Annotated in this window: 18 protein-coding genes; all 18 read right to left on the bottom strand. The window is 47.2% G+C overall.

The window, feature by feature from the left end; all coding sequences use genetic code 11:
- Positions 1-28: 28 nt before the first annotated feature.
- The 18 genes from G633_RS0113745 to G633_RS0113655 all read right to left on the bottom strand — a co-directional run bounded on the left by G633_RS0113745 (position 29) and on the right by G633_RS0113655 (position 25,889).
- Positions 29-994: a glycosyltransferase family 2 protein gene (locus tag G633_RS0113745; RefSeq protein WP_026520273.1), complete on the bottom strand. Its 966-nt coding sequence runs from the start codon at positions 992-994 to the stop codon at positions 29-31.
- 3 nt (positions 995-997) lie between these two features.
- The gene (locus G633_RS19470) at positions 998-2,368 is read right to left on the bottom strand and encodes a glycosyltransferase family 2 protein (RefSeq protein ID WP_051200227.1); all 1,371 of its coding nucleotides are present in this window, start codon (positions 2,366-2,368) and stop codon (positions 998-1,000) included.
- Positions 2,369-2,521: 153 nt separating this feature from the next.
- The gene (locus G633_RS0113735) at positions 2,522-4,258 is read right to left on the bottom strand and encodes a phospho-sugar mutase (protein WP_026520272.1); all 1,737 of its coding nucleotides are present in this window, start codon (positions 4,256-4,258) and stop codon (positions 2,522-2,524) included.
- Positions 4,259-4,326: 68 nt separating this feature from the next.
- Entirely contained in the window at positions 4,327-4,962 is a 636-nt protein-coding gene (locus G633_RS0113730) for a helix-turn-helix domain-containing protein (RefSeq protein ID WP_026512423.1), read from the bottom strand.
- Positions 4,940-5,617, bottom strand: coding sequence for a DUF3990 domain-containing protein (locus tag G633_RS0113725; protein ID WP_051200225.1), 678 nt, complete (start codon positions 5,615-5,617; stop codon positions 4,940-4,942). Before G633_RS0113725 ends, G633_RS0113730 begins: the two co-directional genes overlap by 23 nt.
- 203 nt (positions 5,618-5,820) lie before the next feature.
- Positions 5,821-6,600 carry an EFR1 family ferrodoxin gene (locus G633_RS0113720; protein ID WP_026520270.1) on the bottom strand — a complete coding sequence of 260 codons (780 nt, stop codon included), beginning with the start codon at positions 6,598-6,600 and terminating at the stop codon, positions 5,821-5,823.
- A 446-nt stretch (positions 6,601-7,046) separates the two neighbouring features.
- Positions 7,047-7,253: a hypothetical protein gene (locus G633_RS0113715; protein ID WP_026520269.1), complete on the bottom strand. Its 207-nt coding sequence runs from the start codon at positions 7,251-7,253 to the stop codon at positions 7,047-7,049.
- Positions 7,254-7,772: 519 nt separating this feature from the next.
- On the bottom strand, positions 7,773-9,896 hold the full coding sequence (locus G633_RS0113710; protein ID WP_026520268.1) for a glycosyltransferase family 2 protein: 2,124 nt from the start codon (positions 9,894-9,896) through the stop codon (positions 7,773-7,775).
- A 2-nt stretch (positions 9,897-9,898) separates the two neighbouring features.
- On the bottom strand, positions 9,899-12,022 hold the full coding sequence (locus G633_RS0113705; RefSeq protein ID WP_026520267.1) for a glycosyltransferase family 2 protein: 2,124 nt from the start codon (positions 12,020-12,022) through the stop codon (positions 9,899-9,901).
- 6 nt (positions 12,023-12,028) lie between these two features.
- Positions 12,029-14,200: a class I SAM-dependent methyltransferase gene (locus G633_RS19805; RefSeq protein WP_081664787.1), complete on the bottom strand. Its 2,172-nt coding sequence runs from the start codon at positions 14,198-14,200 to the stop codon at positions 12,029-12,031.
- 5 nt (positions 14,201-14,205) lie between these two features.
- Positions 14,206-15,519 (bottom strand): ABC transporter ATP-binding protein, encoded by a 1,314-nt coding sequence (locus tag G633_RS0113695; protein WP_026520266.1) that lies wholly within the window; start codon positions 15,517-15,519, stop codon positions 14,206-14,208.
- Positions 15,520-15,713: 194 nt separating this feature from the next.
- A complete protein-coding gene (locus G633_RS0113690; RefSeq protein WP_081647083.1) occupies positions 15,714-16,715 on the bottom strand; it encodes an ABC transporter permease in 1,002 nt (333 codons plus the stop codon).
- Positions 16,712-17,257, bottom strand: coding sequence for a dTDP-4-dehydrorhamnose 3,5-epimerase (gene rfbC / locus G633_RS0113685; RefSeq protein ID WP_022768176.1), 546 nt, complete (start codon positions 17,255-17,257; stop codon positions 16,712-16,714). The genes G633_RS0113690 and rfbC overlap by 4 nt, the downstream gene beginning before the upstream one ends.
- Positions 17,258-17,283: 26 nt before the next feature.
- Positions 17,284-17,787: a hypothetical protein gene (locus tag G633_RS0113680; protein WP_026520265.1), complete on the bottom strand. Its 504-nt coding sequence runs from the start codon at positions 17,785-17,787 to the stop codon at positions 17,284-17,286.
- A 22-nt stretch (positions 17,788-17,809) separates the two neighbouring features.
- On the bottom strand, positions 17,810-18,679 hold the full coding sequence (gene rfbA / locus G633_RS0113675; RefSeq protein ID WP_022768178.1) for a glucose-1-phosphate thymidylyltransferase RfbA: 870 nt from the start codon (positions 18,677-18,679) through the stop codon (positions 17,810-17,812).
- A 34-nt stretch (positions 18,680-18,713) separates the two neighbouring features.
- Complete coding sequence (gene rfbB / locus G633_RS0113670) at positions 18,714-19,799, bottom strand: dTDP-glucose 4,6-dehydratase (RefSeq protein ID WP_026520264.1); 1,086 nt, start codon at positions 19,797-19,799, stop codon at positions 18,714-18,716.
- A gap of 554 nt (positions 19,800-20,353) precedes the next feature.
- Positions 20,354-24,190, bottom strand: a complete 3,837-nt coding sequence (locus tag G633_RS19465) for a GH25 family lysozyme (protein ID WP_051154883.1) — start codon at positions 24,188-24,190, stop codon at positions 20,354-20,356.
- A 622-nt stretch (positions 24,191-24,812) separates the two neighbouring features.
- Positions 24,813-25,889, bottom strand: a complete 1,077-nt coding sequence (locus G633_RS0113655; RefSeq protein ID WP_026520263.1) for a hypothetical protein — start codon at positions 25,887-25,889, stop codon at positions 24,813-24,815.
- Position 25,890 lies beyond the last annotated feature (1 nt).

The following is a 25,890-nucleotide window of genomic DNA, read 5'->3' as shown; positions in this document are numbered from 1 at the left end:
ATACCTTCCCATAGTTAGGGATATTATATCACACATTCATGATTCTGCGACCAATATTTACCCAGAGCTCGATCTGAAGCCTAAATGCATTGATGATCTCTTTTCTGCCGAAGATCACGCGGTGATTTGCGAACTTTGCAATCTTCTTTAAACCGCCAAGAAGACCTTTTATGTGGGCTTTCCCCAGGCCCTTTCTGGCATAGAAGGCGTGCTTGATGGCGATACCGATGCAGATCGGAATAAAGTTGATAAAGAGCTGGAACGCAGCCATGTTCTTATAAATAAGGAACAGGTTGTTGGCCGCCGTAAGCTCAACCTTAAAGGCATTATATCTTGAGCCGCTGGATCCGCTGCCTACGTGATAGACGATGGCTGTCGGCTCCATAACGTTGGCAAAGCCCTTAAGGCGCGCTCTGTATCCGATGTCCACGTCCTCGAGGTAGCAGAAGTGCTCCGCGTCGAAGTATCCGACTTTGTCAAAATACTCTTTTCTGTAAATCGCAGCACCTGCGCAGGCGCTGGTTATGGACTCCCTCCGGCTAAAGTGGCTGTTATCCGCATCCTTCCCCGGTGTGAAAGCCCAGCCCAGGGCACAGTAGAGGTCTCCACAATCGTCGATATTGTGGGGCTCTTTCATCTGTAGCATCTTAGCCTGTGCGGAAAAGAGCTTTTTCTTATTGTCCATGACTTTGATGAGCCTCTCAAGTACGTACTCATCGCACATGGTGTCGTTGTTGAGCAAAAAGACATACTCAGCATCAGCCGCCTTGATGCCCACGTTCACTGCGTTTGCAAAGCCGGTGTTCTCGCCCAGTTCGATGAGCTCGACGTTTGGCCACTTTTCCTTTATATATTCAACACTTCCGTCCGTGGAGCCGTTGTCGACGATGATGACGTCGAAGGCAACAAAAGTCTGCTTCTCCAGGCTCCTGAGGCAGTCGCCGAGATATTTTTTCCCATTGTAGTTAGGTATTATTACTGTCAAAAATCCCATAGCTTATACCCTCTTTATGATCTGCGGATCCCACATGATGCGGAAGCCGCGCTTTCTGACTTCGCTTCCCAGCTTAATGCTCATGTCCCGTATATCCTCGCGGGAGAGGTCGCCAAATGTGTCATCTATCTGTCTGCCCGTCACCTCTTCAAATACCGGGATCAGTTCGTCCCTTAGTTTCAGGCATCTGATATCAACTGCGTAAGCGTCCTGCTGGAGCACTGCTCTGTGCTGGAGACCACCGGAGAAGCCTTCCGGGAGCCTGTCATAAGCAAGCGTTCCGTCCTTTAAGTACATTCCGCCGCAGATTCTTCCTTTTTTATCAATTATCTTGCCGCCGATACAGCCAAGGTCTCCTCTTTGGGAAAAGACATCTTCGCCGTAATTGAGTCTGTAGAAACCGACATGTTTAAGCTGCGCTGCTGTGGCGTTTAGCTTGTAGTTATCCGAAAGATCCTGAAGAGCACGGCGTCCTGCGTCATAGGCGTAGTCTTTGCTGCCGGGATTGGCGGCGGTTGAAGCATCGTGGCATCTCCAGTGGTAGAGGACTTTGTTTACATGTGCGATCTGTCCTGCTGCCAGTGGCATGTTCAGAGTGGCTTCTGCGCAGGCACGGAGAAATAAGTCGTAGTCCTGGGCGCCGTCGAAGTCCTTCCTGAGTTTGAGTCTCTTTATTATGTCTGCCCTCATGACTGTGAAGTGGCAGATGTAGTTGTTGGACATGAGATAGTCCATGTTAAAAGCGGGCTTTTCGTGATGCTCGTAGTATCTGCCCGAATGGTCGTCGTACTTGTCCTCATCGGAGTAGATAAGGCGCAGCGGACAACTGGAGAACTTGACCAGCTTGTTGGTCTTCATGCTCTTTCTGATGACTCTGTCCACCTCGTAGAGCGCATCAGGGGTCAGGGTGTCATCATGGTCTAAAAGACCTATGTAATCACCGGTCGCCTTTTCAAGGCCGCGGTTAGTGTTCTCGGAAATTCCCGCATTGGAATCAAGGTGATAATAGCGAATACGCGGATCAGAGGCCGCGTACTCTTTTGCCACATCAAGAGGTCTTTCTGAAGCGTCAGCAAGGACCAGCTCCCAGTTTCCGTAGGTCTGAGCGATAACAGAGTCGATCATATCCTTGAGATACTTCTCGGGAGTGTTGTAGAGCGGAACTACGATGCTAAAGCGCACCAGGTCTCCTGCCTGCGCCAGCATCTTGTACTCCTTCTTCTGCTCGGCAAGGACCGCCTCGGAGAGTGGTGTGAAGGTGTAATTATCCTTGCGGTTGTCGGAAACTCTCTCAATGGCAGCAAAAAATGCGGCCCTGACACCATTGCGCTTCGCGTATGCTATTGTCTTGGAGACCGCATTTTTTATTGACATGTTGTTATTACTTCCTTGTAGTTATATTTTTTGAGTCATTGGGGTTTGTTTCATTTTGAGTCACTGGGGACGTTTCAGTTTGACTCATTTTGTTTAGCAAAATGAGTCAAACTGAAACGTCCCCAGTGACTCAAAATGCCCCCTATAATTTCTTTAGATAAAGCTCTTTACTGCCTCTGTAAGTTCGTCCTGGAGCTTAGCTGCGTCCTCAAGGTCTTTTCCCTTAACGCCCATGTAGAACTTGATCTTGGGCTCTGTGCCTGAAGGTCTTGCGCAGCACCATGCGTCGTTATCAAGCGCAAAGTAAAGAACGTTGGAGGTTGGAAGTCCTGTGTCGCCCTCCTTGCCTGTTGCCATGTCGATGGTCTTGTGAGTCTTGTAATCACGGAACTCTTCAACTGTCCACTGGCCGAACTTCTTGGGAGGATTGTTACGAAGCTTGTCCATTAGGGCTGCGATCTGCTCTGCGCCTTCCTTGCCCTTCATGGTGATAGCGTACTGCCCTTCCTTGTAGTAGCCGTACTTGTTGTACATATCGATCATAGCGTCCCAAACGCTCTTGCCCTGCTTCTTGTAGAAAGCAGCGAGCTCGCAGAGCATCATAACAGCTACAACAGCGTCCTTATCTCTTGCGTGGGTTCCTGCGAGGCATCCGTAGGACTCCTCGAGACCGAATACATAGTTGTTGCACTGGCCGTTCTGCTCGAAGAGCTTGATCTGCTCGCCGATGTACTTAAAGCCTGTGAGAACCTCGATGTACTTAAGGCCGTAGTTCTCAGCAACTGCCTTGGCCATGTTGGTTGTAACGATTGTTGTTACGAACGCAGGGTTAGCGGGCATTGTGCCTGTAGCCTGACGCTCTCTTAAGATATAGTCACCGATGAGCATTCCGGACATGTTTCCGGTGAAAGCAACGTACTCGCCGGTCTTAAGGTCTTTTGCATAAATACCGAGTCTGTCGGCATCGGGATCAGTTGCAAGCACGATGTCTGCATCCTTCTCCTTGGCAAGCTTAAGAGCAAGCTCGAATGCCTTGGGATCCTCGGGGTTAGGATAATCAAGAGTTGTGAAGTCGGGATCAGGAAGCTCCTGCTCCGGAACAACAAATACGTTCTTGAATCCAAGCTCCTTAAGAACACGTCTAACAGGGAGATTACCTGTGCCGTGGAAAGGTGTATATACGATGGTGAACTTGTCAGCCATCTCGTCGATAACGTCCTGGTGGATGATCTGCTTCTTGAGCTCAACCATGTACTTGTCATCGATCTCCTCGCCAAAAGAAACATAGAGGCCGGCAGCGATGGCATCTTCCTTGGACATTGTCTTAACGTCATGGTAATCAGTGATGGCTACTACTTCGTCGATGATTCCTGTATCGTGAGGAGGTGTAACCTGTGCGCCGTCCTCCCAGTATACCTTGTAGCCGTTGTACTCAGGCGGGTTATGTGATGCTGTTACCATTACACCTGCGATGCAGCCAAACTCTCTAAGAGCAAATGAAAGCTCGGGTGTAGGTCTTAAGATATCGCTGACATAAGCCTTGATTCCGTTTGCAGCAAGACAAAGAGCTGTCTCATCAGCAAATTCGGGTGAAAATCTTCTGCAGTCATAAGAAATGGCAACGCCCTTCTTTGGAGCGTCAGGTCCGCCGTGCTTCTTGATATAGTTAGCAAGGCCCTGTGTAGCCTTTCTTACAGTGTACTTGTTCATTCTGTTGGTTCCTGCTCCGATTACCCCGCGGAGTCCACCGGTACCAAACTCAAGCTCTCTGTAAAAACGATCCTCAACCTCTGCCTCGTTATTGCGGATAGCAAGAAGTTCATCTTTTGTTTCCTGATCAAAATAGTCGTCATTCAGCCAGTACTCCAGCTGCTTTGTAGCTTCACTCATTACCTTTCCTCCTTAAATAAACATGCTGTTTTTGCACTATGTAATTATACCATGAAATGCAGGGTGAGTCACAACAAATCCTCCATGCTGCATCCTAATGTTCTGGACAGCTGAAGCAGAGTTTGCCCCTGCGTCTTGGTGATATCTCTTTGCCCCTGCTCAAATAACTGGATCTGCCTTAAGGGAACTCCCGATTTATCTGCAAGTGCACGCTGCGACAAGCCTGCATAAGCGCGAAGTCTCTTTAGCCGTGAATCTTCTCTGTGCTCCCTCAGGCTCTTATCCATCATGTCGACGAATACTGTAATATCTGCTTCATGAAGAGTCTTATACATCCCGCGTATGGTATCGATTGGAACGCATCTGTCGATATCTGCATATCTGACATTTGATATCCACTGATAATATGCCAGCGCCCAACCGGTCCAGTACTCCGGAGACTTGTCAACGTGCATTTCATCAGGCTTATCTATGTGCAGATCCGTACATGTTTCTATGACTTCCCTTGCCACTTCACAGCCATTCTTGCCAGCGACATATGTGGAATTGCCTATCTCAAACTGATCTGCCATTTTGCTGATCATGAAAAGCTCGTGGAACTCATGGAGCTTCATGCCAATGGTATTTACGGCGTAGTCGTACATGTCGCCCATAACCCTTTGAGCAAGCGGAAGATATAGTTCAGAATATGCGTAGTTCTTCATACTTCACATTTCCTCTCATGATATCCAAAATGTAAATCTCATCAAGCCTGTTTGTGGAAGGCCTGATTTCCTGATAACTTCTTCTGGCGTTTAGGTCTCTTGCTTCTTTTTTATTGAAGTACACAACGGCTTCAGCTTCTTCATAGGATTTAAAGGACAATTGGTCGAAAGCTCTTTTACTCTTTAATACAATCTGCTCGTTCAGTCCTCCAAGCCTCATGGCCTCTGACAACTTCTGTACTGATATAGTTCCCATAATAAAATCCTGGGCAAAAGAGAAATAGGAATCATCTGCTCTATAGCCCTTGATCACATCAAATTTCGAAATATCAATGAGGTACTTTTCCTGCAGAAAATCCTTGGCATCCTCAGCTATACTCTTGCGCTGCCAGTAACCTCTGTATTTGGTCAAGAGTGCCATCCAGTTGAGGATGCTGTAATCTCCGCCATTTAAGTCACATATATTAAGGCCTTTTGTGTTTAGTTCATAGCAGTTTGAGAAGCCGTCTTTGTTCCTCTTGCATGCCCATTCCTTGGACAGTTCGGGATCTTCCGTGCAATAGAAGCCCCTGCCATAGTCATTGGCGGAAGTTCCATGTCCGAAGATGGGATTATATATGATGCTCTCTGAGCCGTGATAGATTAACAATTTCATGGCCTCCATAAAAAGAAAAAGTATCGCTGTAGAGATACTATAATTATATCTCTGTAGCGATACTTTTGCAATAAGTGAGATAATGGTGAGTCAGTGGGGACGTAACAGTTTGACTCATTTTGTCATGGCAAAATGAGTCAAACTGTTACGTCCCCACTGACTCACCAAACTGAACCGGCCCCACTGACTCACAACTGACTTTCTTAGCCGATATGCTCTGCGCCTTGTGCAAGCTCTGCAGCTTTCACATGTGGATTGTGGTAGTGCTCACGCTTCTTGGAAACGTCGCCGATGGAGATGGCGTTCCTCGGGCAGTACTGAAGGCATCCAAGGCACTGTGTGCAGTCTGTGCCGATGACAGCCTTGTTGTTCTCTATCTTGATGTTGCCTCTTGGACAGATGCTAGCGCACTGTCCGCAGGCGATGCAGTTGTCGTTAACCTCAAATTCCCCAGCCTTCTTCTGGAGAATCTTGGAAAATCCCGCGTTCTCTATGGCGTTGAAGATGTTCAAGCCGGGTCTTCTCTTTGTCTTACCTGCCATTACGTCATTGGCTATTATTCTGGCAAGGTCCTTACTTCTGGCTTCTGCCTCTCCCACTGATAGACGTGGCATCATCAGGTTATGCGGGAAAAGCCAGATGCAGCTGCAGTGATGTGTGATCACGCTCCAGTATTTCAGAGGAATTATCTTGTTAAGCCTTGAAAGACCAGTTCCCTTGTATGCTGCGCAGGAAGTTACGCCAAAGGTGTAAGCACCGGGGCTAACCTTGATCTGCTTAGCATATTTAAGGACATCTTCCGGTGCTCCGCCGCCGTAACACGGGAATACAAAGCCAACCTTCTTGGCGCTGGTAACATCAGTGGTTGTCATGCCCTTCTTGATCCTTACAAGGTCTGCGCCACCGATTCCCTTTGCTATATTTCTTGCGATATCCAGGCAGTTGCCGGTGCCTGAAAAATAAAAAATTACGTTCTCTGCCATAAGAAACCTCCCAGTAAAAATGTGTTGCATTATATTTACTATTTTAGCACAGGTGATGGGGGATTTTTAGGGAAATATCCCTTGGTGGGATGGTTTGGAGGGTGGTTTTTTGGGAAGGCACATAACAATGACCTTAATATGACAGTCTTGGTTGGAAACGGAATTTCGACCACCCCACATGACTTCTCCATACAAAAATTAGTTGGAATTTGCAAAAAGACCTTTCGGCGTTTTTTCCGGGAGTTCATCACATGATACCCGTAGGCCCGTTCTTGTGATGCAGGAAAAGAGCTAGGCATCAAATTTACTTGACCTATGGCCCTGAAAAGTCTTTGCAATTTCCAACTAATTTTCAAATAGAGAATCTTTGTTATGTAATTTAAAAATCAATTCCAACCAATGAGGCTGTCAGCTATGCCTTGTGATGTGATTTTCCGCCGGCATCATCACTCTTCGTTGTCAGAGGACCTTCCGGAGCTATCACGATCCAGCAAAGTAACGGAAAGGGCAATATTATTCTTGCCTTCCTTGACTACGTAGGTTGTCTTGGAATTATATGTAACGGATAATCCCAGGAATGTATCAGAATGCAGAGTTGTCCCTGCAGGAAAGAGGTTCGATAATTCTTTTACCGCAGCAGCTTCAGCTGCCATGGAGATTATGGCCAGCAGTCATTAAATGTGTATTAAATAACCATTTATACAGGGAGTGCTACTGTCCTTTTCTTATTTTTCTTTATAGACAGTAGCTTTTTCTTACGAATCATGTTGTTAGTTCAACCTAACACTAGATTTCTAATCATTTTTAACTGTCCCTGTGCTTTTTTCACTTCTGGACAGTAGGCAGTTCACAGTTTCAGGCAAGTTCCTTACTGTCCTTGTCTAAAAAACTCCTGCAGACAGTAGGTGCTTGTGTAATCTCCTGTCAATACTACTGTCCGGGAAGGAAATTTGGATCAGGACAGTAATAATTCAGGCTGATTTCATAGATGCAAATATAGATACAAATATAAATACAAATATAAATACAAATATAGATATAAATATAGATACAAAAATACCCGGATGCCGGGGATACGAATCACTTTCGCTAATCCCTGAAATCCGGGTGTTTTATCTGTTACATCCATCCTACCTGAAATGCATTAATTATATCTATAGCATAACCAGATTCTACTGTGTTCTCAGGCTTGAATACCCCTCAACATTCAGCGAGAAGTCGCTGCGGTCAAGAGAGAAGTTCGGGTTGTAGTAAGGATCGCCCTTGTCGAGAACTTCTTTCCACTTGGTGCGGAAGTGCTCGGACTCGCCTTCGTATCGAGCGGCGTTCTTGCCTTCGAGGTCAAGGCCTCGGGACAATGATTCGTAGTGGTAGAGCTCTGCGAAAGGCGTGAATACGTTGAGGTATCCGGCCTGGCGGAGCTTAAGGCAAAAGTCCACGTCGTTGAGGCTTACAGCAAAGCCCTCATCAAAGCCTCCGACTTCGTCGTACTTCTTACGGCTCACCATGAGGCATGCACCGGTTACGGCACTGACGTCCTGTGCGTAGCACAGGCGTCCCATGTAACCCAGGTTCATGCCGGCCTGACCGTAGTGGGAGTGCCCAGCGGTCCTGTGGGCGCCGAGCCTGAGCACAACGCCGGCGTGCTGGATCTTGCGATCCGGGAAGTAGAGCTTGGCTCCGACGGCGCCCACGTCTTCACGCTGGGCGTACATCAGAAGCTCCTCCATCCAGTTGACGGTGATAACCTGTGTATCATTGTTCAAAAGAACTATGTACTCACCGGTAGAATTCTTAACACCATAGTTAACAACCGCTGAGTAGTTAAATCCGCTATCCTTGCCATCGCCACCGGCCATAGTCTTGTAAGCTGTGTAGTCAACAACCTTGACGATGTCCTTAAGGCCACCGTTTGCCAGTTCCTCATAATATCCGCGGATCTCGCTGCCCTTGGAATTATTCTCAACAACGATTATCTCGTAATTATCATAAACGGACTTCTCATAGATAGAATCTATGCACCTCTTAAGATCTTCCTTATGCTCACAGTTGGGAATCACGATGGAAATCTTAGGTGTTCCCTGAACTTCATAAGTGATCTTGAAGATTGTCTCAAAAGCCCTTGTACTTGTTATCTTGAAGTGGTCATAACCGTGTCTGCGCAGATGATCTGCCACAGCGCCCTTGGCTGCATCAATCGCATAAGGCTTGGCATTGATGTCTGATGCAACGCTGCCGGCATGGCTCCTCCAGTAGTAGAGAAGCTTTGGCACATGCACGATGTGCTGCGCCCTGTCAGTAAGACGCAGGATCATGTCGTGGTCCTGACTTCCATCAAACTTAGGCCTGAAGAGCTCTGTTCCATCAAGCAGCGTTCTCTTGAACACGCTGAAATGGCAGATATAGTTGTTAGCCCTGAGGTTATCAATCGCGTAGTCAGGCTTGAAGTGCATGGTGATCATCTTGTTGATGTCATCACCCTTGAAGGTGGTCTCATCACAGTAGATGTAGTCTGCATTCTCCTCGTTAATTGCCTTCACATACCAGTACAGAACTTCCGGATGAAGGATATCATCGTGGTCGAAAAGACCTATATACTCTCCTTCTGCAAGCTCCAGGCAATGGTTTGTGTTGCCAGAGATGCCTTCATTTTTCTCAAGTTTCTGATACTTAATACGGCAAAAGTCCTCTTCGGCACTTGAATTTGCATTAGAATCAACACCGGTTCCGGGTGTACTCCATCTGGCATCTATTCTGATTGCACGTGGGTCTTTCTGGTATTCTCTGACGATTGCCTCAACAGTCCCGATATGTTCAGCATCTGATCCATCAGCAAGGCACAGCTGCCAGTTTCCATAGGTCTGCGCCAGCACAGACTCAATCATGTCGCGGAGGAATTTCTCAGGAGTATTGTAGAGAGGAACAAGAATTGATATAAGAGGCATCTTCTCAAATACAGCGCTCTCCTGCTCTTTTCTGGTCTCCTCGCTCGGGAAGCTCTCTGTTCCATAGTGTGTCATGGCCTTCTTCTCGATCTGCTTGTACTTGATCTTGGCGATGACTCCACGAAGGGATCCCTGATTTCTGATCCTATCTCTCTGCCTGATCACCCAGTGCATTGCATTACGCGCCGGTGTTGAAGCCTTCCAGATTGGATTATTCTTGATACGATTCAGCTTAAACTCAAGCTCCTGGTTTTTATCTTCTAACTCTGCAATACGACCGGCCAGGTCCGCAGTCTTCAGCTTCTCCTTCTCATATGCAGCTTTATAATCAAAGTTCTTGTTATCTTCCATTCTTACTTCCTTGCGTCCTTTATCTTAATCACATTCGGCACCCAGTTGATGAGCTTCAAACGACTGGTCTTATCAATCGCCAGCATTCCGATCTGGTAATATCCCGGAGGCAGTGTATTCTTGTCGATCCTGAGCTTGTAGCCTGTCAGGTCCACATTCACCTGGTCACTCAGTCTCACACGGATATCAGGCCTGTACCAGACATAAGGCACAAAGCTGTATACCTTGGGGCCTGTAGGTCCAACAGAGCCGTCAGGGCTCTTCTGGATCTGTCTGAGCACAAGCTTCTTCTCAAAGCATGCATTATCAGAACCAATGACAAAGCTGTAGCCCTTGAGGAAATATCCCTCATCATGGCCCTTGGCAGTTACGCCGTAGAGCCAGTTGTCCATGGTGCCGTTGTACTCGCAGCCAACGCGCAGGCACTGGTCCTCTCTTGCGCCGCGGATGCCCTTCTCATGGATGGTTGCAGTCGCGTATGGCAATTCCTCAACAGGAGTGTAATCCTCGCGAGGAATAATTGCCGAAATAGTCTCGTCCTCAGTCAGATGCGGACTGTAGAAAGGATCCCAGTTGTAGAGATGCGAATGCCTTGTCATAAGGGTATCGCCCTCCACTGCCAGCCTCTCCATCTTCTTGGGATCGAGGTTATCAAGGCCCCTTGTCAGGGACTCGTGGTGATAGAGATAAATATGATTACAGCAGACATTGTAGTAGCCCTTCTCGTGAATGGAATAGCACAGATCCACATCGTTGAAAGCTACTGCAAGGTCCTCCGGGAATCCACCTGCATCAAGGAACTTCTTGCGGCTTACCAAAAGACATGCAGCCGTAGCGCCTATCATGTTGTGAATTCCTCTGTTATATCCAAAGTAATGACTCTTGTTATCGTGCATCTTCTGAAGCTTGTGCACCGGACCACGTCTGACATTGGCAATTCCCGCATGCTGGATAAGGTCCGTATCCGGATAAATCAGCTTGGCTCCAACCGCGCCGACATGACGGAGCTGCGCTTGAGATAGCATCTCGCGAAGCCACCCTTCCTTGGCACATTCAATGTCGTCATTCATGAAAAGAAGATATTCTCCGGTGGAGTTCTTAACTCCCTGATTGCACATAACGGAGAAGTTAAAATCCTGGAGCTTGTAGATATAGTTGATCTTCACAAGGCCGTTCTTACGCGGAGCCCTGGAAGCATAAACGCCGTACTTAACCCTGTTTGCTGCATTTGAACCATTATCAATAATGACAATATCGTACTTGATGTTGTCATCACCGGTGGTCTCGATTATTGAATTAAGGCACTGCTGCAGCACCTCGGGGTGATCTTTGGATGGAATAATGATACTTACAGTTGCCGGTGCAAGGAGCATATGCCTTGATGAGTGGAAGCTCCTTCCATAGAAGACGTCCTGCTCGGGGCTTCTGTGGAACAGTATCTGCTTGATATGTCCAATCGGAAACTCCAGTCCGGTTCTCTTGGCGAAGGCGTGCTCATGTATCGCCAGCATGCAGAATAGTACGTCTGCAGACAAAAGAGATGCCTCCAGCCCCGCCTGTTCTACACTGCCGCGTTTGTTTGCCGTTCCGCCCAGCATTTTAACTGCGTTATCGTATTCCTTTGCAGATGCATGCATGGCCTTGGCTCTGCATGCGAAAAAACTGCCTATATAAAAGGCATTCAGATATGAATCAGGAGACCAGTCAGGCTTAAAATACGGATGAATGTATTTTCCATTGGTGGAAGCCTCGTCCTCATCTCCGTAAACTACGTTGTGTTCCGGATGTGCGATAAAGTACTGTCTGACAACCTCGGCAGCTTTCTTGATGAGCTTGCCCTTGGGACTTACAAAGAGGTAGACCACGTTGTCATCGCCCTCGTTGTCCTGAACTTCCCATACTTTACCGTAGGGGATCACTTTGACAGTAGGGTCCGGGAGCTTGTGGGGTACCATTTCCCCGTTCTCACCCTGTTCATACATGACAGGTGCAGTGGCCATGACCACAGGCTCTTTTTCCCGGGCGTGCTGCCACTTGTCATAAGCTGAAGACTTGCTGGCCAATACCTTGTTGTATTTAGTTGTGCTCTTCTTCACAAGCCCTGACTTTACCAGACCTTTAAGCATATCCCCTTAATCCCACTCCTCGTCTTTATACATGCGCTCTTCGCGCTTTTCTATGATCTTCTTGCCGATCTTCTTGATCAGATTCTTACCACCCTTTTTAGGCTGTGGCGCAGGTTCTTCCTCGTGAAGAGAATCGGCGATGGCATCCGCTGCATTTCTTGGAATCAGCGTTGTGAGCAGCGTCAGCTCCAAATGATTCCTTGCCTGCATGTTCAGCTTCTGACTCATAAGCCCAAACTCAATATTCGGGTCCTCAGAATTAAAGACAAATGTATCATCGGAAATCCATTGACCATTAACCGGATGGATGTCAATGTCGCAACCCGAATCAGAAATTGCCTTGCCATTCCAAAGCGCATCCTTGATGGTCACGATGCATGGTGCAAATGCAGGATCCACGCGGACAGTTCTGCAATCATCGGAAATGCGAAGATCCAGCTTGATGATGTTGTTGTCATCATAAACCTCCTCCGGGAAGAAGGAATCATCCTCGGAGTAGCCATTTCCCTCATCGAGATAGACCTGAACGCAGTCGTCCGGTCTTGCAGCCTCAGCGCCGCCTCGCAATTCTTTTGGCACGATAGTCTTTCTGCCAAGAGCCTTCCAAAGCTCAACCATTGACTTGCGATTGCCTGTCACATACTTCTGGAACTGATACTCTTCCTCCAAAAGCTCTTTTGCCTCATCCTCGGTGATGTCAAGCTTCTTGTAAAGCGGCTTTAGGTCGAACTTCTCGCGCTTGCGATCCTCTAATCTGTAGCAGTAGAGCGCCCTCCAGACCTGTTCCTTGGCCGGAATGCACTTACCGTAGGTCCATTCATAATCTATTATAGTCCAGATCGGGCCGTTGACCATAATGTTGGAAAAGATAAGGTCGTAGTCCGAAACGGGATAATCCTCTTTGTAACTGATCCTCTTGATGTACTCGCCAACCAGCGCGAAGAACCCGTCGGGGTCGTCCCTGTCAACGCACTCATCCAGGAGCGATGCCAGTGGCACTCCGTTGACAAAAGAGAAAACGGCGCAGCCAAGTTTATCGTCAATTGAGCAGTCGTTGATCTCGAGGTCACCTCCCTGGAACCTCTGGCGAAGTCCTAAGTATGCGTCACGAATGCCGAAAACATGCTCCTTGGCAGCTTCGGTCAGCGGGAACTTACGGATGACTCTGCGACCTGTTTTATCAATCGCGATGTCGGTCCTTATCTTGAACTCATCCACGCGGTCATTACTGTACTTGCTGTAGATGGTATCAAAGCCGGGTCCGAGTATTACTTCAAAAGAGTTCGCGAACTCCTGATACATGTCCTCACGCACAAGGTCTTCGTAAGCTCTTTTCTCATTAAAGAGCACAAGTCTGTCCTGGTCGTAGTTGCGGACGTTGTCCTGCAGATCCCCGAACTTGGGGGTGTAGGAATCCGAGTGCAAAAGAGACATGAACTTGTAGTCAGGATATGGATAATAGAAATGGTACTCATTCATTCCGCATTTCTTGAAGATGTTGATGAGTCCGTTCCTACTAAATGTTCTTGCAACTGAGTCGGGTGAATAGCCTTCAATGCCTGTAAAGTAGCTGCCCAGGTGGTCTTCCTTGCAGCCGGCAAAGTACTTAAGTCCCAGCCTGTTCTCGATGGCGATGACGATCCTTCCGCCTCTCTTTAAGTGTCTCTTGAGCATGCGAAGGAACTTCTCGTAGGGGCTGTCAGTGCCGATGTAGCCCTGTCCATACTCGAAAACGCCGATGAGGAAGATGTAGTCAAAGTCCTTGGGAAGGTCAGGCTCGATGTCCCTGAAATTACCCACGTGGATGGTGACGTTGTCGCAGTCAGCGTTACGGGTTGCGTTGATCTCTGACCTTCTGCGGGAAAGATCGCAGGCCACAACCTCTTTTGCCTTGGAAGCGAGCATGCCTGTGATGGCGCCACAGCCTGAGCCGACTTCAAGGACCTTGGCGCGCTTGTCCATGGGGATCCACTCGACAATGTTTGCACGCTGGTCGGAGAGGTGGTACATGATGGGCCAGTTGTTGCGCTCCTCGATGACCTTCTGGTACTCTTCTTTTTTGTATTTTTTGACAATATCAAGAAGGTCGTTCTCGATAGCTCCGTCGCTGTAGAGATCAACCCCTGAGTAGTGTTTGAAATTAAGGCTTACGCCGCCAATCTTAATAACTTCTTGCATGTTTCTTATTCCTTAGCGTCCTGTACAACGCATTTTGATTCCATGTCGTAGTAACCAACTGTGTTCTTGTCAGAGACAACAGTGATGTTCAGCGCATCATAGAGGCGATGGTAGACCGTGAAGTCGTTCTGCTCAAAGCCTGTAACTCCGAAGCTGATGAGGTACTCGCCGCCCTGAAGGGTCATTTTCTGGGTAAAAGAGATTTCTTTTACATCTCCTGCTTCTACCGGGTCAAGGAAAGCCTTCTCCACCATGGAGTTTGTGCCTGTAATCTCGATACCCATGATGTTCTTGAAGGTGAAGGCAAAGATGGGCGCTGCCACGGGCTGCTTAAAGCGGACCTTCATGTGGACTGTGAACTCGCTTCCTTTGATGATGGAATTGGTGCGTGTTCCGCGGTCGTCGGTTACGTAGTATTCTTCTATGTTTGCTGCGCCGTCACCGTACTCGAGGGTGTCGGGGTTGGCAGCGGGCTCTTTTTTGACCTTCTTATCTGCCTTGTCGGATGCACTTGCTGCTGCCTCGCGGATCTGCTCATCATCCAGGAGATTCTCCGTATCACCTGCACTTGGCAGCGGATACTGTCCTACAAGAACCTGCTTGTAAATATCGATCATCTTCTTGGGAGTTCCCTCGCCCAGGAGCACGCCCTGATTAAGGAGCACTGCTCTGTCGCAGTACTTGCTGATGCTGGAGAGATCGTGTGATACGAAGAGGATGGTCTTGCCCTGCTTCTTGAACTCCTCAAACTTGTGATAACACTTGGCCTGGAAGAACACGTCTCCTACAGAGAGTGCCTCGTCGACAATGAGGATCTCCGGGTCAATGTTGATAGCTACCGCAAAAGCCAGGCGGACAAACATACCGCTGGAGTAGGTCTTGACCGGCTGATAAACATAGTCGCCAATGTCAGCAAACTCAAGGATCGCGTCAAGGCGCTTGGTGATCTCCTCCTCCGAGAAGCCGATCATCATGCCGTTCAAATATATGTTATCGATTCCGTTGTATTCCATGTTAAAGCCGGCACCCAACTCAAGAAGTGCAGAGATGTGGCCGTCTACGTTAACTTCACCGGATGACGGCGAAAGAACTCCTGTAATGATCTTGAGGATGGTACTCTTTCCCGAGCCGTTGGTTCCGATGATGCCGACAGTCTCGCCCTTTTTGACCGTGAGGTTCACGTTGTTGAGGGCCAGGTGCTCCTTGTACCTGTTCTTACGGGCAAGGCCAAGAGAGTCCTTCAGGCGGTCAATCGGCTTGTCATATAGTTTGTAAATTTTCGTGAGGTTCTTGACCTCAATCGCTGTGTCTTTTTCCATATATGAATCCCTGAAATTTAGTTATGATACTACGGATTGCTTCGCAAAAAGCGCTCTCACAATCCTACAAACATGCGGAAATCAATATGCTCATTTCATTTCGCATATCTTTTTTCCTTATGTTTGTTCGGTCTTCAAGGTCACAATAAATCTTACACAAGTGCAAGATTTATTGTGACTTTGAATCCCTAGTATCATAACACGTCTGCGAAATGTGTCTTACTTCTCTTAAATATCAGCGCTCCGAGGCAGAACGAAGCCACCACAAAGAGCCAGAAATACGTCGATGAATAGAAGTGCTCAAAGAACCATGTATCTCCGTAAATCGAGTTCCTGAATCCCTCAACAATATAAGTCATGGGATTGAGCTTAACCAGCCACTTGTACTTATCCGGCACGATCTCGATGTTCCACAAAATAGGTGTTGCCCACTGGAAGAGCTGCAGGCCGATTGAGATGATCTGCAAAAGATCCCTGAAGAACACCACGATGGCACAGGTTGCGTAGCTGATGGAGAGCACCAAAATAAACTCGCAGCCGATATAGTAGATCAGCTGGAGCCAGTAAACATTCGGATAATAGCCGTAAATGCAGGCGATGATCATCATAACTCCGATGAAGAAGATATGGATGAACATTGCTGCGATGATCTTGATAATGGGCAGGATACTGATTTTGAAGAGTACCTTTTTAACCAGATAGTTGTACTCTAAAAGAGACGTTGTTCCGTTGGTCAGAGCCTCGGAGAAATAGAACCAGGGCACGAGACCGGCAGTAAGGAACAGAACGTAGGGAACTTCCACGCCCCCGGAAACCGCCTGGGCCTTGGCTGTAAAGACAACGTCGAACACAATATAATACATACAAACAGTGACCACCGGCTGAGCCAGTGCCCACACTATACCCATGTAGGATCCTGCGTATCTCTTCTTGAAATCGTTGATGGCAAGGCGCTTGATGAGGTTCCTGGAATTCCAGAGCTCCACGGGAAGGACCGTGAGCCTGTCGTACCAGGCAAAGACCAAAATGCTGCCGACAGCGATGAGAATACATCCGCAGATCTTTTTCAGCATCGCGGTGTGTGGATCCTCAAGCGGGTTATTATGCAAGATAAGTATCAGCGCCAAAGCCAGCGCCAACGTGTAGAAAACCGCCAAAGCTACCACCTTGGTCGGTTTCTTTTTTGCAGAAATCAAAGCTCCTTAATTCCTCCCCACTTAGTATCTCTCTCGGAAAGATTAAGCTTCATGTCATCAGTGATTGGCCACTCAACCCCAACGTCCGGGTCATCCCACTTTATTCCGCCCTCGCCCTCCGGGTGATAGAAATCTGAGCATTTATATGCGAACTCTGCGTAATCTGAGAGCACCAAAAATCCATGAGCAAATCCCTTAGGGATGAAGAACTGCTTCTTGTTCTCAGCTGTGAGCTTAACTCCGAACCACTTTCCATAGGTCTTTGAACCTTTGCGCAGATCCACTGCCACGTCGAAAACCTCACCGTTTATGCAGCGAACAAGCTTGTCCTGCGGATGCTCTGTCTGGAAATGAAGGCCGCGAAGCACGCCCTTTGTGCTGGCTGACTGATTGTCCTGAACGAACTCGCAATCGATGCCTGCCTCCACGAAATCATTCTTGTTGTAGGTCTCCATAAAGTATCCTCTGTTATCGCCGAATACCTTAGGTGTGATGACCTTAAGTCCTTCAATTTCGCATGTTTCAACTGTTATCTTACCCATTGCTTTAATACTCTCCTAAATAAATTTTATGGTTGTCCAACCGGAGTTCCGGTTATTGTCTGATCTGCCGGGATGTACTGACCGTAGCCGCCGGCCGGTGCATCAGGAAGGCTCGTAAGGTATCCCGATGAATCCGCAGCGCCCTCCAGGCTTGGGTTTGTGAGCTCACCCACTACTGCCATTCCAGAGCCTTGTCTGTCCTCTTCTTCGGCAAAAGAGCTTTCTGCGCTCCCCTCATCAGTGCTTGCATCAGATTTCTTGATCACCACTACTGATGGGATCTTCTCAGTCTCATCAAAGAAATCCTCATCAAGAAGAAAGGCATTTAAGCTGTCACCGATCTGGTCGCCGTAGATGATTTCTTCCTCAGTGGCCTCTTCAGTAGCAGCTTCAGTGGCCGTCTGTGTCTTTTGCCCCCAGCCGAACAGGCTGTTGATCTTGTCTGTGTTAGTGGCGTATACGATCACCAGCACCAGAATGAAGGCGCTTAGGATGGTAAGTATCGCCATTCTGAAAACTCTTGTGTCCATAACGCTCCCCCAAAAACATTAGTTACAGCCCGTTAGCTACTTCCACTAAGTATTTGCCGTAGTCTGTCTTCATAAGAGGCTCAGCAAGTGCAAGGAGCTGATTCTTGTCAATGAATCCGCGCTTGTAAGCAATCTCCTCGATGCAGGAAATGTAAAGTCCCTGTCTCTTCTGGAATGCGCATACGAAGTCTGATGCATCAAGAAGTGAGTCGTGGTTGCCGGTGTCGAGCCATGCAAAGCCGCGTCCCATGGTCTCAACGCGAAGCTCTCCTCTTCTAAGATACTCGTTGTTGATACTTGTTATCTCTATCTCGCCTCTTGCTGAAGGCTTAACGTTCTCGGCGATCTCGACAACCTTGTTGTCGTAGAAGTAAAGTCCGGGAACTGCGTAGTTACTCTTAGGATTCTCAGGCTTCTCCTCGATGCTGATAGCCTTTCCGTTCTCGTCGAACTCAACAACGCCGTAAGCTCTTGGATCTCTTACATAGTAACCAAAGATGGTTGCGCCTTTTTCCCTTGATGCAACTTCTCTAAGAAGTTTAGAGAAGCTCTGACCGTAAAAGATGTTGTCACCCAGCACCAGTGCCACAGAGTCTTTTCCTATAAATTCAGCACCAATGATGAAGGCATCTGCAAGTCCTCTGGGCTTCTCCTGAACTGCGTATGAGAACTTCATGCCAAGCTGGCTTCCGTCACCAAAGAGCTCCTCAAATACAGGAAGATCTCTTGGAGTTGAGATTATAAGTACTTCCCTGATGCCTGCGAGCATCAGAGTTGAAAGCGGATAATAAATCATGGGCTTGTCGTAAACAGGCATCATCTGCTTGCTCATGGCCCTTGTGAGCGGATAGAGACGAGTTCCGCTACCACCTGCTAAGATAATTCCTTTCATGGATGAATCCCTCCAAATATTTCAGTTTGTATTATTACCTGTTGTCATACATCTTTGAATAATACTTCTCGTAATCACCGGATGTAACGTGCTCCATCCATTCTGTGTTCTCGAAGTACCACTTGATGGTCTTCTTGATGCCCTCTGCGAACATTGTCTCAGGCTCCCAGCCAATCTCTGCCTTGATCTTGTCAGGTGCGATAGCATAGCGGCGATCGTGGCCCTTTCTGTCTGTTACATACTTGATGAGGTCGTAAGAAAGATGTGCCTTACGAGGATCTGAGTCATCAAGCTCCTCTTTCAGGGTATCGATGATTGTCTTAACGATCTCGATGTTCTGCTTCTCATTGTGTCCGCCTACGTTGTAGGTCTCGAAGAGTCTGCCCTTTTCCTGAACCATGTCGATGGCCTTGGCGTGGTCTTCTACATATAACCAGTCGCGGACGTTCTTACCGTCGCCGTAAACCGGAAGGTCTTTTCCCGCAAGAGCGTTATTGATGATGAGCGGAATGAGCTTCTCAGGGAACTGGTAAGGTCCGTAGTTGTTGGAACAGTTGGTTATGTTGGCAGGGAACTTGTAAGTGTCCATGTATGCCTTAACCAGCATGTCTGAGCTGGCCTTACTTGCTGAATATGGGCTGTGAGGTGAGTATGGAGTTGTCTCATAGAAGTATGCATTAGGGTCATCATCAAGTGATCCATAAACCTCATCAGTTGAAACGTGAAGGAACTTCTTGCCCTCTTTAAAAGAGCCATCGGGAAGCTCCCAAGCCTTCTTGGCAGCGTTGAGCATTGTTGCTGTTCCAAGAACATTGGTCTGAACGAAAACCTCAGGGTTGACGATTGATCTGTCAACATGGCTCTCTGCAGCGAAGTGAACAACTCTGTCGATGTCGTTCTCCTCAAATATCTTATTGATTGCATCGCGGTCGCAGATGTCAGCCCTGATAAATGTATAATTGTCGCGGTTCTCAACATCGCGAAGGTTCTCAAGGTTTCCTGCGTAAGTCAGGACATCCACGTTGATGATGCGAATCTCGTTGTCATACTTTTTGAACATGTAATGAATGTAGTTGGAGCCGATAAATCCGGCACCTCCGGTAACTAAATAAGTTCTCATCTCTATTCCTTTCCTAGAAAAAAGCATAATTTAACTAAATAAGTATACCACACAGAAGGGATAAGTAGAAGTGGTTGATTGCCGGCGACGGATTTGCATCACAAGCGCCTATATAATTAACACTGGTTGGAAACGGTTTATCGACCACCCCACAACTCCCGTCTATACAAAAAATAGTTGGAAATTGCAAAAAGGATTTTGTGGCCATCTGCTTATACTTGCGGGAAAGTACATAACAAGAGACCCGTAGGCCGGTACTTGTGGGGCAGGAAAAGAGCTAGGCATGAAATTTCAGTTTCCCCGGCCCGAAAAAAAATTTGTAATTTCCAACTAATTTTTCATATAGGATTTTTTGTGATGCTTTTAAAAAATCAACTCCAACCATCAGGCTAATATTTAAAGCCTTGTGATGTGTGAGTCACCGGGGACGTTTCAGTTTGTCTCATTTTGAGTCAAACTGAAACGTCCCCAATGACTCACAATTAAAAAGACAGGAGCCCTAAGCTAAGGCTCCTGTCCTTTAAATCATTTATCCATTGCACCATCAAAACAAATCAGTTATAGAGAATGTTCATATCAACATTTCCGGAAATTCCGGAAACAGATCCCTTTGATGTGTACTGCCACATATCGTAACGAGTCGCAGTGTAACTAACATTAGCTGCGTACTGAGCAAGCCAGATCTTGTAGTTTGTCAATGAAGCAGTATTGATGTTCTTGGTAAACCAGGTCTTGTTGGAGTAAACACCTGCCCTGTAGCCTGCGCTTTGAATGGTTCCGCAGAAAGCCTTGATATTGGCTGTACGCTGGCTTGCGCTGATGGTGTCACCACGGCCGTTACTTCCCTCAACGTCGATGTAGATAGGGAAGCTGAGGCTGTAACCCTTGCAAAGGTTGATGCACATGGACGCTTCCTCTACGGCTTCAACTTCGTTGACCGCCTGTGAGAAGAAGTAAACACCAACTCTGAGTCCTGCTGCCTGAGCGCCTTTGATATTTGCTCTGAACTTAGGATCCTCGATGAGCGCACCTGCTGAAGATCCTCTGTATCCGCAGCGGATGATTACAAAGTTAACACCGTTGTTCTTAACCTTATTCCAGTCAATGTTTCCATTCCACTTGCTGACGTCAATTCCCAGCGTTCCTGATGAAGATGAAAGAGCTCCATCGCTGCCGAATGTGTACTTGGCACCCTTGATGACCTGCTCACCGGTTACGTAGTTACCATTCTTGTCAAAGTAGTAAGTCTTGCCATCGATGGTCCACCATCCCTGCTTAACGTCAGGGCCTGATTTCTCTTTTCTGAGATAGAAGGTTGACCCCTTGTAGTAATCGTCGTAAGTCGCCTCAACATAATCGCCGTTGGCGTTCTTCACATAAACGGTGTTTCCGTTCTTGTCCTTGAGGACTGTAGTCTTGCTGATGACTGTTACTTCTACAGTTCCGTCCTTGTAGCCGTCGCACTTAAAGGTAATTGTTGCGCTACCTGCACCAACACCGGTAATTGTTCCATCACCGCCAACTGATGCAATATCGCTCTTTGCAGATGAATATGTCACCTTCTTGCCTGCATCCTTAGGAGCAAGCTTAAAGGTTCTTCCCTGAACAAGAGTAACCTTGGTCGCATTCATCTCAACCGTCTTGTCGCTGTTCTTGGTTACGGTAACTTCTATTGTTGCGTCCTTGTATCCCGATGCAGAAATAGTGATTGTTGCCTTACCTTCCGCAACACCCTTTACTGTTCCATCCTTAGCAACTGTTGCAATCTTTTCATCGGAACTCTTGAATGTAACAGCATTTGCATCAATTCCTGAAACAGTGAGCTTGCCGGTTGCATCTTTCGCAATGCTAAACGGTGATGGGCTTGATGTGAAGGTGATGAGCTTTTCATCTGCCTTTGCTACATTTACTGTTGCTGTTGCATCCTTGTATCCATCAGCTGTAACAGTGATCGTAGCCTTGCCTTCTGCCTTAGCCTCGATTGTTCCGTCGCTGCCAACTGCTGCGATGTTGTCTGCGCTTGACCTAAATGTAACTGATGAAGGACCTGTGGCTGTGAGCTTTGTCTTTTCCCCGACCTTCATGTTTATGTTTGTGCTGCTGAGTGTCATGTCCTTGAGCACAACTTCAGCCTTCTTAACAGAAACGCTAACGCTGCCATTGTTGTAGCCATCAGCCTTAACCGTAATGGTTGCGCTGCCTTCGCCCTTGGCAGTTACTGTTCCATCGTTTGACACAGTAGCTACCGCCTCATCACTTGATGTGCAGGTAAAAGAGCTTGGACCTGAAACAGAGATATTGGCTGTCTGTCCTACTTCGAGGCTTGAACTTGATATAGAAACAGTCATATCCTTAGGTGTTTCTACGGAAGCATCTGTTGAAACGCCATCTCCTGAAGATGAACCACTGCCTGAATCCTGGCTGCCACCTTCGCCGGATCCGTTGTTTCCGGCATCATCAGGATTGGTGTCATCTCCGGTTCTTCCGGCACCTGCAACTGTCGAACCCTCAGTTGATGCATCTGTGGAAGCACCTTCTGTTCTTCCCCTGGAAGCTGAAAGTCTTCTGATTGTTCCTGTAGGAATCATTGAGCTTGTACTTGGATCAGCAATTGTATCTTTATTTATCTGCTCATAGTTATAATTGCCACTGCCAGAACTTGTACTTCCCTGGTTTGAATCAACCCACTCAACCGTATCAGTAAGCGCTGACTCAACAACTTCCTGGACCGCCGTATCCTCTTTTGCCGCATTGACCTGAGACTCTTTCTTGATCTCGTTGCTGACATCGACAACCTTAGTCTCGACTGTGTCCTTGATGGTCAAGGACTGGGTTCCAAGTTCAAGAGCATAGTTGCTGAATTCAGAAGGCAGTGCGTTAGGTGTAACCTTGTACTTGCCGGCTGTCAGGTTATTCTTGTAGATGATTCCGTCCTTGTCGTGATCATCGTAAGTTACTTTTGTTCCGTCAGGAGTAACAACATCAACTGTGAAAGGCACGTTTGCAACGAGCTTGTTAGTCTCCGAGTTGATGAACTTTATCTTCATGTCGCTCTTGATGGTAGTGAGAGTCATCTTAATGGTAACTCCCTGTGCATCGTCGGCGACCTCTTCCTCTTCTTCCTCTTCTTCCTCCATGACGATGCCTGCTGTCATGGCTCTTGCACGCTCTGCATCTGCCACTGCCAAAAGACCTGTCGAACCAATAACATCATCGAACTGCATTCCGGCTCCAACCTCAGCAAAGGAATTGATCTCAGCAGTCCTTCCCAGAGCATCTCTGTAGAATGACATGGTTATAAGACCACCAATCACGAGAAGAATAGCTACAATAGCCGCTGCGCGCTCTGCAAAAGAGGTATTCTTAACAAATTCAATTATCTTGGCTCCGGCACCTGATCCACCGCGTCTTCTGCGATCTCTGTCTTTTTTGTCACGACCCGATTTCTTGTCAGCTTTTGAAGCACGAGAAGACCTTCCGCTATCGCGTCCGCCTCTTCCACCACGTGCTACGGCAGCTGCAGCGTAGTAATCATCCTCGTCGTCACGGTAGTCTTCATCATATCTGCCGTAATCTTCGTCGTACTCTTCTTCGTATCTATCGTAGTCTTCTGCGTCGCGGTAGTCGCGTTCATCGTCGTAGCGATCATCTATGTCGTCTTCAGGATAGTCGTCCTCATCCTCATAACGATCATCCTCTTCATCAGGATAATCATCTTCATCTTTGTAACGGCCTTCTACCTGATCGCCGTAGTCTTCTTCGAACTCCGGGTCATAATCTTCATCTTCGTAGTCTACTTCATCACGATAATCTGCGCCATCTTCCGCATCTTCTAGCTCGTCGCGATACTTAGCTTCTTCAGAATAGCTACTGTCTTCATACTTCGAATCAGTTTCATACGATTCCTCTTCAAAGTAATCTTCATCACTGTAGTCATCCTCAGGCTCTGACTCAGCCTTAACGGGGAATGGAACCACATTACTATCCTCAGCTACTACATCTTCAGGATACTCATCCTCTTCAGGATATTCTTCTTCCTCAGAATACTTGTCTTCTTCAGGATACTCATCCTCATATCTCTTGCGATTTGTATCCACATCGAAGTCATCATCTTCCCTTAACTCCTGATCGAAGTCGCCATGCTTCTCTCTGCTGTACGACCTGTCCTCGGGATAATCTTCCTCTGGATAATCATCTTCCGGATAATCCTCATCACGATAATCTTCATCATCGTCACGGTAGTCCTCATCACCGTATTCTTCTTCAAATTCTTCGTCGTATTCCTCGTCTTCGTAGTAGTCCTCTTCGAACTCCTCGTCGTAATCCTTGACGTCCTGTCTTCGGCGAGGCTTCTTTCCAATTTTATTAAATAACTTAAGACTTCTTTTCATACTTTCTCTCCTCAAATATGAATGCCTTCTATACTTCCCCACAAGGCACATCAAACGAGTAAAATCATCTCACAATATATTGTATATATCAAGAAAAAAACACAATACTTATGAAGATTTTACCATTTATTAACCATTCTAACAACCAAAGTAGTCAATTGCGGTCAATTGCACTCATTTTCAGCTTGCCGTGCATCACAACTCCTCAGTATTGTTCACATGGTTGGAAACGTTATTCCGACCACCCCACAACTCACTTCCATATGAAAAATAGTTGGAAATTTCAAAAAAGGTTTTGAAGCCACACAACGATATTGGCAAAAAGCCACATCACAAAGTACCTTGTAGCCCGTAGTTGTGATGTAGCCTCTGCGTTAGGCATGAAATTTTAGAAATCCTCCAGGTAAAAAAGTTTTGTAATTTCCAACTATTTTTTCATATAACAATTTTTGTGATGCTTTTCAAAAAGTAAATCCAACCAACAACACCAGATACAGCCTCTTGTGATGCAGTAGCAACCAAGAAGTCATAAAGTCTAACCCCACAGCATCACAACTCCACAATAAAGTCTCCCCAAATAGAAAACGCCACAGCCCCCAATCAAGGCCTGTGGCGCATATCCTTACCTCCACTCGAATCTGTTCTCTTCAACAACCTTCTTCATCTCCTCCGCATTCACATCCCAGGACTTGTAATACTCATCCCCGCGGTGATCAGGAAGCACTTCCTCGCCATACAGATTCCTTAGCTGCGCGCCAAGATAGTGTGAGAACTTTGTCGCTCCGTAGTAATTCAAATGTGACCCGTCATAGGTATCCTGGCCACTCTCAAAGTCAATCCCGATATCCCAGTAGTGCTGCACAGTGTAATCAAAGTACACATGCGTATTCCCAGCCTCGTTCTGCTGCGCCACATACTGCACAAGCCAGTTATACCTAAGATCCTCAGCCTGGATCTGATCCATAACCTGCTCTTCATTGACATGATAAGGCACAATTGTCAGGTACAGCTCAATCCCGTTCGCCTTGGTATAATCCACAATCTTCTGAAGATACTCAATCGACTTATCGGATGGCGCCAGAACCTCGCTGGGATTGATACCCGGCGCCGAAACAGGATTCATCTGAAAATACGGCGTAAATCCCTTGAAGTTCACATAATCATATTTAAATTCCTCTATATCCTCATCTTCCAGTGCATCATACCTGTCATGATAGCCAAAGAATCCCGGAAAATACTTGTTCCAGTTTTCCTTCTCTCCATCAAAGCTCGCCCACATCATCTTGAGCTTGTTCACCCCGAACCTGAATCCATTCATCGAGTCTGCCAGGTGAGTGTACTTGTACTTGTATTCATCCTGAAATGCCGCCGGCGTAAAGAAATCCAGCACCACAACCTTAGGCTTCTGCGTCTTGCACATCTCCTTCAGGTAGTAATACGAAATCCATAGAGGCTGCTCCGCCGACGAAAAATCAAATGCCGAAATCCCGTACTCCTCCCATAGCTTAGCCGTGTTAACACCATAATGCACATGGCTGGAGCCCAGCATAACAACATCAATGGAATCCTTAGGCTGCTCATACATGGCAAGACACTGCTTAACGCCGTGATCCGTCCTGTCCTTGAGCACGAAATCCGCGCCCCATAGCGCAACCGCCAACACAACTATAGAGAGAATTGTCGCAATTATCTTTTTCATA

The organism is Butyrivibrio sp. FCS006 (assembly GCF_000424525.1).
GTDB lineage: Bacteria > Bacillota > Clostridia > Lachnospirales > Lachnospiraceae > Butyrivibrio.
Note: the sequence above shows the minus strand (reverse complement) of the source record. Positions and strands in the feature narration are given on the sequence as shown.

Excerpts from the sequence above, each read along its gene's own strand:
- G633_RS0113745 (WP_026520273.1), bottom strand. The coding sequence starts at position 994 with ATGGGATTTTTGACAGTAATAATACCTAACTACAATGGGAAAAAATAT.
- G633_RS19470 (WP_051200227.1), bottom strand. The coding sequence starts at position 2,368 with ATGTCAATAAAAAATGCGGTCTCCAAGACAATAGCATACGCGAAGCGC.
- G633_RS0113735 (WP_026520272.1), bottom strand. The coding sequence starts at position 4,258 with ATGAGTGAAGCTACAAAGCAGCTGGAGTACTGGCTGAATGACGACTAT.
- G633_RS0113730 (WP_026512423.1), bottom strand. The coding sequence starts at position 4,962 with ATGAAGAACTACGCATATTCTGAACTATATCTTCCGCTTGCTCAAAGG.
- G633_RS0113725 (WP_051200225.1), bottom strand. The coding sequence starts at position 5,617 with ATGAAATTGTTAATCTATCACGGCTCAGAGAGCATCATATATAATCCC.
- G633_RS0113720 (WP_026520270.1), bottom strand. The coding sequence starts at position 6,600 with ATGGCAGAGAACGTAATTTTTTATTTTTCAGGCACCGGCAACTGCCTG.
- G633_RS0113715 (WP_026520269.1), bottom strand. The coding sequence starts at position 7,253 with ATGGCAGCTGAAGCTGCTGCGGTAAAAGAATTATCGAACCTCTTTCCT.
- G633_RS0113710 (WP_026520268.1), bottom strand. The coding sequence starts at position 9,896 with ATGGAAGATAACAAGAACTTTGATTATAAAGCTGCATATGAGAAGGAG.
- G633_RS0113705 (WP_026520267.1), bottom strand. The coding sequence starts at position 12,022 with ATGCTTAAAGGTCTGGTAAAGTCAGGGCTTGTGAAGAAGAGCACAACT.
- G633_RS19805 (WP_081664787.1), bottom strand. The coding sequence starts at position 14,200 with ATGCAAGAAGTTATTAAGATTGGCGGCGTAAGCCTTAATTTCAAACAC.
- G633_RS0113695 (WP_026520266.1), bottom strand. The coding sequence starts at position 15,519 with ATGGAAAAAGACACAGCGATTGAGGTCAAGAACCTCACGAAAATTTAC.
- rfbC (WP_022768176.1), bottom strand. The coding sequence starts at position 17,257 with ATGGGTAAGATAACAGTTGAAACATGCGAAATTGAAGGACTTAAGGTC.
- G633_RS0113680 (WP_026520265.1), bottom strand. The coding sequence starts at position 17,787 with ATGGACACAAGAGTTTTCAGAATGGCGATACTTACCATCCTAAGCGCC.
- rfbA (WP_022768178.1), bottom strand. The coding sequence starts at position 18,679 with ATGAAAGGAATTATCTTAGCAGGTGGTAGCGGAACTCGTCTCTATCCG.
- rfbB (WP_026520264.1), bottom strand. The coding sequence starts at position 19,799 with ATGAGAACTTATTTAGTTACCGGAGGTGCCGGATTTATCGGCTCCAAC.
- G633_RS19465 (WP_051154883.1), bottom strand. The coding sequence starts at position 24,190 with ATGAAAAGAAGTCTTAAGTTATTTAATAAAATTGGAAAGAAGCCTCGC.
- G633_RS0113655 (WP_026520263.1), bottom strand. The coding sequence starts at position 25,889 with ATGAAAAAGATAATTGCGACAATTCTCTCTATAGTTGTGTTGGCGGTT.